The sequence below is a fragment of the Paenibacillus urinalis genome (assembly GCF_028747985.1).
In the GTDB taxonomy this organism is placed as follows: Bacteria; Bacillota; Bacilli; order Paenibacillales; family Paenibacillaceae; genus Paenibacillus; species Paenibacillus urinalis.
On sequence record NZ_CP118108.1, the window covers coordinates 671,914 to 682,500 of the forward strand.

Annotated in this window: 8 protein-coding genes and 1 riboswitch (1 of these 9 only partly in view); all 8 genes read left to right on the forward strand. The window is 46.6% G+C overall.

The features are described from left to right. The first annotated feature begins 170 nt into the window (after positions 1-170). The gene (gene bcp, locus PUW25_RS03105; protein ID WP_205054332.1) at positions 171-644 is read left to right on the forward strand and encodes a thioredoxin-dependent thiol peroxidase; all 474 of its coding nucleotides are present in this window, start codon (positions 171-173) and stop codon (positions 642-644) included. A gap of 217 nt (positions 645-861) precedes the next feature. After that, the gene (locus PUW25_RS03110) at positions 862-2,277 is read left to right on the forward strand and encodes a polysaccharide deacetylase family protein (protein WP_274338030.1); all 1,416 of its coding nucleotides are present in this window, start codon (positions 862-864) and stop codon (positions 2,275-2,277) included. Positions 2,278-2,619: 342 nt separating this feature from the next. Continuing rightward, a complete protein-coding gene (locus tag PUW25_RS03115) occupies positions 2,620-3,441 on the forward strand; it encodes a TerC family protein (RefSeq protein WP_205054331.1) in 822 nt (273 codons plus the stop codon). 181 nt (positions 3,442-3,622) lie between these two features. Further along, positions 3,623-4,591: an AAA family ATPase gene (locus PUW25_RS03120; RefSeq protein ID WP_205054330.1), complete on the forward strand. Its 969-nt coding sequence runs from the start codon at positions 3,623-3,625 to the stop codon at positions 4,589-4,591. Positions 4,592-4,597: 6 nt separating this feature from the next. Then, positions 4,598-5,830, forward strand: coding sequence for a DUF58 domain-containing protein (locus tag PUW25_RS03125; RefSeq protein WP_205054329.1), 1,233 nt, complete (start codon positions 4,598-4,600; stop codon positions 5,828-5,830). 20 nt (positions 5,831-5,850) lie between these two features. Then, a complete protein-coding gene (locus PUW25_RS03130; protein WP_274338031.1) occupies positions 5,851-8,175 on the forward strand; it encodes a transglutaminase-like domain-containing protein in 2,325 nt (774 codons plus the stop codon). Between the two features lie 266 nt (positions 8,176-8,441). After that, positions 8,442-9,980: a glutamine-hydrolyzing GMP synthase gene (gene guaA, locus PUW25_RS03135; RefSeq protein ID WP_047911617.1), complete on the forward strand. Its 1,539-nt coding sequence runs from the start codon at positions 8,442-8,444 to the stop codon at positions 9,978-9,980. A 230-nt stretch (positions 9,981-10,210) separates the two neighbouring features. Beyond that, positions 10,211-10,311: riboswitch (purine riboswitch) on the forward strand. Positions 10,312-10,482: 171 nt separating this feature from the next. After that, on the forward strand, positions 10,483-10,587 hold the beginning of the coding sequence (locus PUW25_RS03140; protein ID WP_047911618.1) for an NCS2 family permease. The gene runs 1,263 nt beyond the window's last position; only the first 105 of its 1,368 coding nucleotides appear in the window; its start codon is at positions 10,483-10,485; its stop codon lies off the right edge, out of view.

The following is a 10,587-nucleotide window of genomic DNA, read 5'->3' on the forward strand; positions in this document are numbered from 1 at the left end:
CTCTTCCTTTCACAGTCACATGAGTTTTATAAAGGTCGAGAAGGCGGCGTTGATTTACAATAATATACATATGATATCTTGTACATTATAAGTTCTTTTAGGGAAACAAATCAATTCTGGATGGCCTGCGCACATGAAGGCAACACAATAGAAGAAGGGATTGCTGCAACATGGAACTAACCATTGGCGCAAAGGCGCCTGATTTTGTGCTTGAAGGAAGCGGAGGACAGAAGGTTCGGTTATCCGACTATCGCGGTAAACGCGTTGTACTTTACTTTTATCCCAAGGATATGACGGCTTCCTGTACGGATGAGGCATGCCAGTTTCGAGATGCTCATGCATCGTTCAGCACACTGAATACAGTGATTCTGGGGGTAAGTACGGATCCGGCGAGCCGGCACGATAAATTTATTGCCAAGTATGAGCTTCCATTCACACTTTTGTCAGATGAGGATCATCAGGTGTCTGAACTTTACGGGGTCTGGCAGCTCAAAAAGCTGTATGGCAAAGAGTATATGGGTATCGTTCGCTCCACTTTTTTAATTGATGAAGAAGGAATATTAGTGAAAGAATGGCGCAAGGTTAAAGTGAAGGGCCATATTGATGATGCGCTTGCGTTTATTCAGACCCATATGGAGAAGTAGTCTCGATCATAAGAAGTCCATTACTGCCGCCGGTCCATTAAGGATCGGCTTTTTTTATAGAAAATAACCCCAAATGTACTTTATGAATCCAACTTAATTCAAAATATGAATCTAGCAATTTGCAAATTGTATAGTCTTTTTTAGCCGCCCGTTTCATAAGATAGCATTGTGAATCTCAAAATCTACTTATTGAATATAAAAGATGGGGGCAATGAGGATGAAAGCGAAAATGAGTATCGTAGCAGGTATGGTTGTCTTGTTTATATTGGCAGTAACAGCGTACATAAATCCTTCCCAAATCATTAGCTCGGCCAATTCCTCAGCGGAGAAAGAAAGTAAATTAGATAACAGCTCTGCAGTCACAGAAGATAGAGAAGCGAAAAATCCCCCAAAGGCAGTCGTCTCACAAATGGCCTATGCAGCTCACAGCAGCATCAATAAACCGGAAGCAACAGTGGCAGTCAAGCAAGCAGCAAGTAAACAGGCAGTTCGTTCAGCACAAGCAAGCGCGGTTAAAGAAGATAAAAGCCGACTAAATGAAGCATCCGCAGAAACAAAGGTGAAGTCTGATTCCCAAGCGAGCAAAAAGACAGTTTACCTAACTTTCGACGACGGCCCGGGGAAGCACACTGCTGAAGTACTCGATATATTGGAGAGTTACGAGGTGCCAGCCACTTTTTTTGTACTTGGAAAATATGTAGAGACGTATCCTGAACTGGTCTATCGAATGCATGAAGAAGGGCATGCCATTGGCAATCATACGTATAATCACGATTATGATGAACTTTATGATAATTTTCCTGATTTTTGGTCACAGATTAAAGAAACAGAAGAAGCAATCCGGCTGATTACCGGCAGCAGACCACAGCTGGTACGCGCGCCTGGAGGAACGTTTGGGCATTTTGACCAGACCTATTTTGAACTGATGAAGCAGGCAGGTTATTCGGTTGTGGATTGGAATGTGGACAGCGGTGATTCGAAGCGCAGCGGGGTCCCGGCAGCAGAAATCGCTCAGCAGGCCACAGAGGTCAGCTCAGATAAAGATTTGGTCATTCTGCTGCATGATGGAGGAAATCATGGGGAGACGGTGAAAGCCCTGCCGGACATTATCGAATACTATCAGAAACAGCAGTACCAGTTTGCGGTGCTCGATCCTGCGGAGAAGCCGGTTCAGTTCCGTGTGAAAAATGATGAATCGATAAAGAAGAGGTTTCAGCCGAGCAGCAAATGGATAAATAATGTTATCGCTCCTAACGCTGAACTATTCGAGGAGGGACCTGCGCTTGTCATCGAGGCAGGCAAACAGGTGGCTGAACTCAAGTACGGCGAATACCGGCTCGAAAATGGACAGTATATCGTTCCTCTCAGAGAGGTGATTGAGAAATTCGGAGGCACAGTGAAGTGGAATACAGCTGAGCGCAGTGCTGACACGGTGTTCGGAACAAACGTAATTAAGGTAAAACCGGACGAGCAGCTTGTCACTGCTTCAGAAGGGGGATATGCAGCAGAGACTGATATCTATATGGAAAACGGAGTGATGTGGCTTCCATTGAGATCGTTGCTGAATGCTGCCCATTTTGAAGTCAAATCCCTGGTCCGAGGAACAGTCGAAATTGTCGTCTACGCCAAGTAAACAGTAGGACATTTCCAATTTTATGAATACAAATTCAGCGAACCGTTGATAAGACTTGGAATTCATGCGTTGTCAAAAAATGCTTGACTTCAAGCTCTGATTTTAATATGTTTATATCACGGTTTAGCTGATCATCATATCAGTTAAGCAGGAACGTGATTAAAGGGGAGTAGCTGTACAGCAAAGTCGTCAGTTCGGGAATAGTCCCCGGCTTTGTTGGCAACCATTCGTTGTTAGCGAGACCTTTACCACAGACTGTGGTAGAGGTCTCTTTTTTGTGAGACCTTTGCCGGCCGGTGAAGGTTTTTTTTGTAATTTATTTTATTACTAGGAGGATGTTTCATGGAGCTGTTTTTAGAGTATGCATGGGTACTGCTTGTGCTCGTTGCTCTAGAGGGATTACTTGCGGCAGATAATGCCCTGGTTCTCGCAATCATGGTTAAGCACCTGCCTGAGGATCAGCGTAAGAAGGCGTTGTTCTACGGTTTGCTTGGTGCGTTCGTATTTCGTTTGGCATCACTGTTCATCATTTCGTTCTTGGTGGACGTGTGGCAGGTACAGGCACTTGGAGCCCTATACCTCTTGTATATTTCCATAAATCACGTGGTCAAGCATTTTGTTGGCAAAAGGCAGACCGAGGATGCGAAGCCTAAGCCGGAGAAGCCGAAGAAGCAGTCTGGCTTCTGGATGACGGTACTCAAAGTCGAAGTTGCCGATATCGCATTTGCGGTCGATTCCATACTTGCAGCGGTAGCTCTTGCTGTTGCGCTGCCTCCAAGTGGAATTCCAGAGATCGGTGGTTTGGATGGCGGACAGTTTATCGTTATCTTCTTAGGCGGCTTCATCGGGCTTGTGATTATGCGTTTCGCAGCGACCTTCTTTGTTAAATTGCTGCAGCAACGTCCAGGTCTTGAGCTTGCGGCCTTCGTTATCGTAGGCTGGGTAGGGGTTAAGCTGGCAGTTATTACACTGGCACACCCTGATGTAGGTCTGATTGATGAGCACTTCCCGCATAATGCAGCATGGAAAGCAAGCTTCTATATTGTGCTTGTGCTGATCGCGGTTGTTGGATGGTTCGCTTCTTCGAAGAAAGAAGTTCCTGCCGAGGATGTGGCAACGAAGGAAGTCGAGGAAGTACAGCCTGGTAAAGATACATCAAATTAATTTCATAGAGCACTAACTGAGGATAAGATCCGGAGTTCATATTTGAACTCCGGGTCTTTTTTTGTGCCTGTAAGCTCTTTGATTGTCTAGTGTCTATATCATTTGTGGATTGGAAATAATAGAAGTAAATCATGTGAGAAGTGATATATGAACTAGCGCCAAATAAGGAGGGGAAGCGATTATGGAATTCTCAAAATCTAGCGATTATGCTGCCAGTTTGCTTGAACGATTGGTGCAGCGAGTTGAGACAGTCATGGTCGGCAAGAAACAGGAAATTCGTTTGATTCTGATCGCGATGTTATCGGGAGGCCATATTTTGCTGGAGGATGTACCGGGAACAGGAAAGACCAAGCTCATCAAGACGATTGCCTCATGTCTGGGTGCAAGCTTTGGAAGAATTCAATTTACTTCAGATGTGATGCCTTCAGATGTTACAGGTACATCGGTGTTTAAGCCGATCACAGGTGACTTTGAATATAAACCAGGACCCATTATGGTGAATATTGTGCTCGGCGACGAGATTAACCGGGCTGCCCCGAGAACCCAATCGTCCCTGCTTGAAGCGATGGAAGAGAAAAGTGTAACGGTGGATGGCACCACTTATGCACTGCCTAAACCCTTTCTGCTAATGGCTACACAGAATCCTATGCAATTCGAGGGAACGTTTCGTCTTCCAGAGGCGCAGCTGGATCGCTTCATGATGAGGCTGAGCTTGGGTTATCCCACAGTCCATGAGGAAGTAGAAATGATGAATCGGCAGGGAGGATCCGGTGATGCATTCATCAGACCCGTTATGCTGGCGGAAGAGCTTGTCAAAATGCAAAGAGAAGCATCGGCTGTTTTTGTGGATCCAGTGATTAAGGAATATATCGCCGGTATTGCAGCCCATTCGAGAATACACCCGGAGCTCGTACTTGGTATTAGTCCAAGAGGAAGTATTGCCTGGATGTGTGCTGCTCAAGCAGCGGCTTACATGAACGGCCGAATGTACGTTATTCCCGATGATGTCAAGGAAGTGGCTATTCCCGTATTGTCTCACCGTATTCGAAGTCGTGCAGATCTATCTCATCATTATAATTCAGAATCCATTATTCGCTCTTTGCTTCAGGAAATCCCGATCCCTGTTCAGCCCGCACGGGCAAGAGGGTGATGGAAGATGTGGAGGACATATCGTAACTGGCTGTTCATGACGTTGCTGTTAGCTGGTTTGTCATTTGCTTACCATATCCAAGGTGGAGGGACGTTACTGTTTCTCTTGATTTGCTGTGCAGCCATAGCGGGCTATGGATTACTGATTCTATGGGCAAAGCCCCGGAATATACGGATCGTACGGACATTGGAAACGGACAGAGTAGCAGCTGGAAATAAAGTGAATGTACATGTTCACCTTGAAGCAGATATCCCATTATTACTGCGCTGGCTGAGGATCGAAGAGGTCGCAGCTGATTCTCAGCTTGAACATAAGCAGTTGATTTTTACGGGACGATCGCGTTCTTATTCATATAAATATACGATTCGTGCGGTGCATAGGGGAGTGTATGTATTTGACACCTGCAAGGTGGTCTGGGGTGATGTGTTCGGCTGGTTTACAGGCAGCTGCCGGGTTGAGGCACCTTGTACTTTGATTGTTCATCCATCACTCCAGACAGGCTCGGGTCATATACGTACTGGTTTGAATAGATCCTGGGAAGGCGCGGCTTACCGTACACGCTATCATCAGACCTCAATGGGGACAGAAGTCAGAGAGTATGTAGAGGGGGATCCAATGCGCTATATCCATTGGAAGAGCTCGGCTCGCAGCGGGAAGCTGCAGGTTCGCATTCCAGAGGAACAGAGAGGCGGACAGGTTTATCTCATGCTGGATAACAATATCCATGCCTATGTGTCTAAACGGGCAGATGGCGGAAGTGCGTTTTCATGGGATGCTTATGAGGAGGCGGTGTCTACCTGCGCGAAGCTCCTCCGGTCTGCCTATGAAGAGGGAATAGGTGCTCATTTGACTATTTTTGATTGGGGTAAGGGTAACAGTGATAGAGAAGGCGGAGGCGTAAATAATTCAGTGCTGAATTGGATCGCTATGCCTGCCGCCGGAGAAGGGAAGGGGTACGAACAGTTGGATTATCTGGCAGGTCTTGAACCGGCAGGAACATGGAAATGTCAGGGAAGACAATGGAGGCAAGATACGGGAAACAGTCTCCATGACCCTTCCTTTTACGGAAACCTTGCTCCAGGCTCCCTAGTCTATATGATTACTGGCATGTCAACGGAATTGAATAAAGCAATCTGTGAGCATTACAGCGGACAGCATATACAGATGGTCTTATGTGAAACGATCGGAAACGGCCAGGATGGTGTGGATCGGATGAATTCAAGGGGAAGTGCCGTGTAATCGAACCTAAGGGAGGAGGAATGACTATTTACAATCAGAACCGTTTTGATCCCAAAGAAGTTGGTGCGGGAGCGACGGCAGCGCAAGCGGCGGCCTTTCATGAACCATGGTATTTTCGCGCAGCGGCCTCCCTCGCTTTATTTGTTATGTTCCTGGAATGGCTCAGACCGGGAGGAATAAGCGGTGATTTATGGAGCCCATCCTCCATTAGTTTGATCGTACTAACTCTTCTCTTGCTGCTGATTGGCACATGGAATATGTCACTCGGCAAGTCCCTTATGATCCGGTTACTCCTATCATTCATAGGCTTGTGGTGGATGGTGAAGGAGGTGTCAGGTGCAGATTGGATGCTTCAATACCCGTTGATCCTCAAGCAGGACATATTCATCTGGTTAAATCGTGACGGCTTCTGGCTCATCAGTGACGAGACCAAGACAATCTTGGTTACGCTGGGCTGGTCCTTGTTCGTAAGTGCTGTACAAATACTGGTCATCCAATTAAGGACTGTCCTGTTATTTGGTGTGGTAACGTCCTTGTACGTCTTTGGTGTTGAACTGGTAAATGGAGAGAATGCGACAGGTGCCATGATTCGAATTATCAGCTGTTTTTTATTCCTGCAGACACTCATGCAGCTTCCGAAGCTTAATAGTATGGGCTTATCAGCTCGGGTGAAGGACAAGGAACGCCATCTGTTGTGGATTGGCATTGCCTTGGGTTCTGTGCTCCTGGTCGGAGGTGCGGCTGCTGTATCCTCGGTTCTTCCTGTCAAATCCCCGGATCTCAATGCTCTGGCGGATACCAGGGAACGCCTCATCGACTGGGCGGATGGATTGCAATCCTCTCCATCTGAAGCTGCCTTGGCAAGGACCGGGTATGACAATGGAGGAAGTGACATGGGCGCCCCCCTTGTTACCAACAATGAAGTGTTTTTTACAGCATATAGTCCTGTGGCAACTTATTGGAGAGGGCAGTCCCGATCCATCTATGATGGACGAAGCTGGAAGAGTGAATACAATGATGCCGAGCCTAAGCATTACATCAGCACTTCAGGTCGGATTCGGGAGGATGAAATTGAGGAGAATCCCTATTTTCGCCTGATCCAACAGACAGTAGAGCTGCAGACACCAGCCCAGGGCGGTGCAGACATTTTTACAGGTGGAGTGCCTGTTCGTCTGAATCTTTATCAATCAGAGAATGCTCGCGCCCCACAGAATGAGAAAGGGATCACTGGACAAAATAAAGCCAACCAGCAGTTTCCGTATATAGTAAGCGATTATGCCTCAGGGAATTTAAGGTTCGATGATATGCATTCAAACAGCTATAAGACTGTGACGAGCTATAGTGCTGATGTCTTGATTCCTATCGAAGATCTAAGCAGCCTGCGGGGCGTAACGGGCAGCGATCCTGCAGAGATCAAGCGCATGAATTTGCAGCTGCCGCAGGCTCTTCCGGACAGGGTTAGAGAACTGGCCGCCAATATTACGGATGGAACAGCGAATAGATATGATGCTGTAACTAGGGTTGCATCGTATTTGAGATTGAACTACTCGTACAGTCTGGATACCAGAGTGCCTCCGTCCGGCAAGGATTTTGTAGATGACTTCTTGTTCACCACGAAAAAGGGTTATTGCAACCATTTCTCCACTACCATGGTTGTGCTGCTTCGCAGTCAGGGGATCCCCGCGAGATATGTACAGGGATTCGGCCCTGGCGAACGTAGTGATCCGCGATCCAATGAATATACGGTAACTCACGGGGATGCTCATGCATGGGCTGAGGTGTACTTTTCGGGAGTAGGGTGGATTCCTTTTGAGGCGACACCAGGATATAGTACAGAAGAGCTTGAAACTGCGGGGGCTTCCGAGCCTGACGAAGCTGCACCGTCCGAGCAGCGAAATATAATCAGCATGGTACACAAGATTGGCAGTGCTATTAAGAGCGGACTAGTATCGATCATGCAGCCATTGACGCTGTCTGTGACAGCTGCCAGCGCACTCCTGCTTGCAGCAGCGGTGCAGGCGGGGCGAAGCTACAGCCCCGCTATAAGACTGAGGCTGATGCTGAGCTGGCAGCGCAGTCGTGTCTTTCCAGACCGTGAGCGTCTGCTTCGTGTGGGGACTCCGGTCTGGGAGCGAATCGCACAGAAATATGGGGTGCGAGAACAGGGTGTGACGCTGCGTGAGTACACCGCAGCCCTGCCTTTAACCGGTACTCCCGTACACGATGACGTGCGGCAGTTCGCCGCCGATTGGGAGTCGCTGGTGTATGCAGCGGAGCCGTTCTCTCGGGCGGCGAGCGTAGCGTTTCTGAATCGCTGTCTGCGGATTTCTAGATCACTTAAGTAAGAATCAATTTCATAAATCATTAAAAAGGTTGGAATTGAAACTATATATAGACAAACAAAATCATTTTGATCTATGCATACCCTTGATTGAAGCAGCTAAAGGTAATATGAAATTGATTCAAGAAGTAAATAATTTACGAAATAAACAGTTTACACCATGACATTTTGATTTACATTATTTCTTAATGATGAAGAGGACGAGCTATCCTTGACGTTAGGTTTTGTCGTTCAGTATAATTAATCTCATTAATTGAGGGAGGCTCGGTAATGATAAAGCCAAATGAAATTGTTGTCGTTCTTGATTTCGGGGGACAATACAACCAACTAATTGCGAGAAGAATTCGTGATCTCGGAGTATACAGCGAACTGCTTCCATATAACACGCCTGTTGAGAAGATTCGTGAAATCGCACCTAAGGGGATTGTCTTCTCTGGTGGACCGTCCAGCGTTTATGCAGAGAATGCACCCCATGTAGATCCAGCTATTTATGACCTGGGCTTGCCGATCTTCGGTATTTGTTACGGTATGCAGCTCATGGCGCATCAGCTTGAAGGCAAAGTAGAGCGTGCACATAAGCGTGAGTACGGCAAAGCGGACGTGTTGTTCAACGAAGGTTCTCATCTTGCAAAAGGACTTGAAGCGAACCAAACGGTATGGATGAGTCATGGTGACCACGTAGTTACATTGCCTTCCGGTTTCCGTCTTGACGCAGGTACGGAAAGTGCGCCAATTGCGGCGATGAGCCATCCTGAGCGTAACTTGTTTGCGGTTCAGTTCCACCCAGAGGTACGTCATTCTGTGAATGGTAACGATATGATTCGTAACTTCCTGTATGAAGTATGCGGCTGTGAAGGTAACTGGACCATGGAGACCTTCATCGAGGATAAGATTCGTGATATTCGTGAAACCGTTGGTGACAAGAAAGTGCTGTGTGCGCTGAGCGGTGGTGTTGATTCTTCTGTTGTCGCGATCCTTCTTCACAAAGCGATCGGCGATCAGTTGACTTGTATGTTCATTGATCATGGATTACTGCGCAAAGGTGAAGCGGAGAGCGTTATGGAGACCTTTGTCGGCAAGTTTGATATGAAAGTCGTTAAGATTGATGCTCGTGATCGCTTTATGTCCAAGCTTGAAGGCGTTGATGATCCTGAGAAGAAACGTAAAATCATCGGTAACGAATTCATCTACGTATTTGATGAAGAGTCCAGCAAGTTCGACGATTTCGACTTCCTGGCACAAGGTACGCTGTATACCGATATTGTCGAGAGTGGTACAGCTACGGCACAAACCATTAAATCTCACCATAACGTAGGCGGACTGCCTGAAGATATGAGATTTAAACTGATCGAGCCGCTTAACGCTCTGTTCAAGGATGAGGTGCGTATCGTAGGATCTGAGTGCGGATTGCCGGATGAGATTGTTCATCGTCAGCCTTTCCCTGGTCCAGGTCTCGCAATTCGTGTGCTTGGTGAAGTAACCGAAGAGAAGCTGAAGATCGTTCGTGACTCAGATTATATTCTGCGTGAGGAGATTGCCAAAGCCGGCCTTGATCGTGAGATCTGGCAGTATTTCACTGCTCTCCCGAACATGAAGAGTGTTGGTGTAATGGGCGATGCTCGTACGTATTCCTATACCGTAGGTATTCGTGCAGTGACGTCCATCGATGGTATGACCGCAGACTGGGCGCGTATCCCTTGGGATGTTCTTGAGAAAATCTCTGTCCGCATCGTCAACGAAGTCGATAACGTAAACCGTATCGTTTACGATGTGACGAGCAAGCCGCCGGCAACCATTGAGTGGGAATAGGAATACCAGGTAGGGTGAATCCACCTTGTATTTGAAGTGAAGAGTCTTCGACAACGTGTCGGAGGCTCTTTTTTTCCTTTTGTTAGAAAAATCATGAAAATAGATGTCGGTACTTTCTGTTAGTTTTCACGAATATGAAATTACCGAACATTGCTAACAGATAAAGTTTGTATTATTCGTATTTTTATATTGACAATTTTACATATCCCTCCTAGAATGAGACAAGGAAAACCAATAAACACATGCTTTTTCGTATAATCTCGGGGATTTGGCCTGAGAGTTTCTACGAGATCACCATAATGATCTGGCTACGAAAAGAAGAGAAGTGCAATCCAGAGCAAAAGGTACTGACACTGTCCATATTGATCGGAATAAAGTGTAAGCTGCTTTTTGGTTGCTTTTGCGTCTCTTTTTAGCGTAAGCCCATGAAGATCAAACATCTTTGCGGGCTTTTTGTCGTTTTAAGGTAACCGACTTATCTCTAAGGAGGAATATTCGGATTATGGAGCGGTTCTTTAAATTAAGGGAACACGGGACAAATGTCAGAACAGAAGTTATTGCAGGTTTAACCACGTTTATGACCATGGCTTATATTTTGGTGGTCAAC

What these genes read in the sequence shown, in the direction of transcription:
- PUW25_RS03120 (WP_205054330.1), top strand. Translation starts at nt 3,623, where the DNA reads ATGGAATTCTCAAAATCTAGCGATTATGCTGCCAGTTTGCTTGAACGA.
- PUW25_RS03125 (WP_205054329.1), top strand. Translation starts at nt 4,598, where the DNA reads ATGTGGAGGACATATCGTAACTGGCTGTTCATGACGTTGCTGTTAGCT.
- bcp (WP_205054332.1), top strand. Translation starts at nt 171, where the DNA reads ATGGAACTAACCATTGGCGCAAAGGCGCCTGATTTTGTGCTTGAAGGA.
- PUW25_RS03110 (WP_274338030.1), top strand. Translation starts at nt 862, where the DNA reads ATGAAAGCGAAAATGAGTATCGTAGCAGGTATGGTTGTCTTGTTTATA.
- PUW25_RS03115 (WP_205054331.1), top strand. Translation starts at nt 2,620, where the DNA reads ATGGAGCTGTTTTTAGAGTATGCATGGGTACTGCTTGTGCTCGTTGCT.
- PUW25_RS03130 (WP_274338031.1), top strand. Translation starts at nt 5,851, where the DNA reads ATGACTATTTACAATCAGAACCGTTTTGATCCCAAAGAAGTTGGTGCG.
- guaA (WP_047911617.1), top strand. Translation starts at nt 8,442, where the DNA reads ATGATAAAGCCAAATGAAATTGTTGTCGTTCTTGATTTCGGGGGACAA.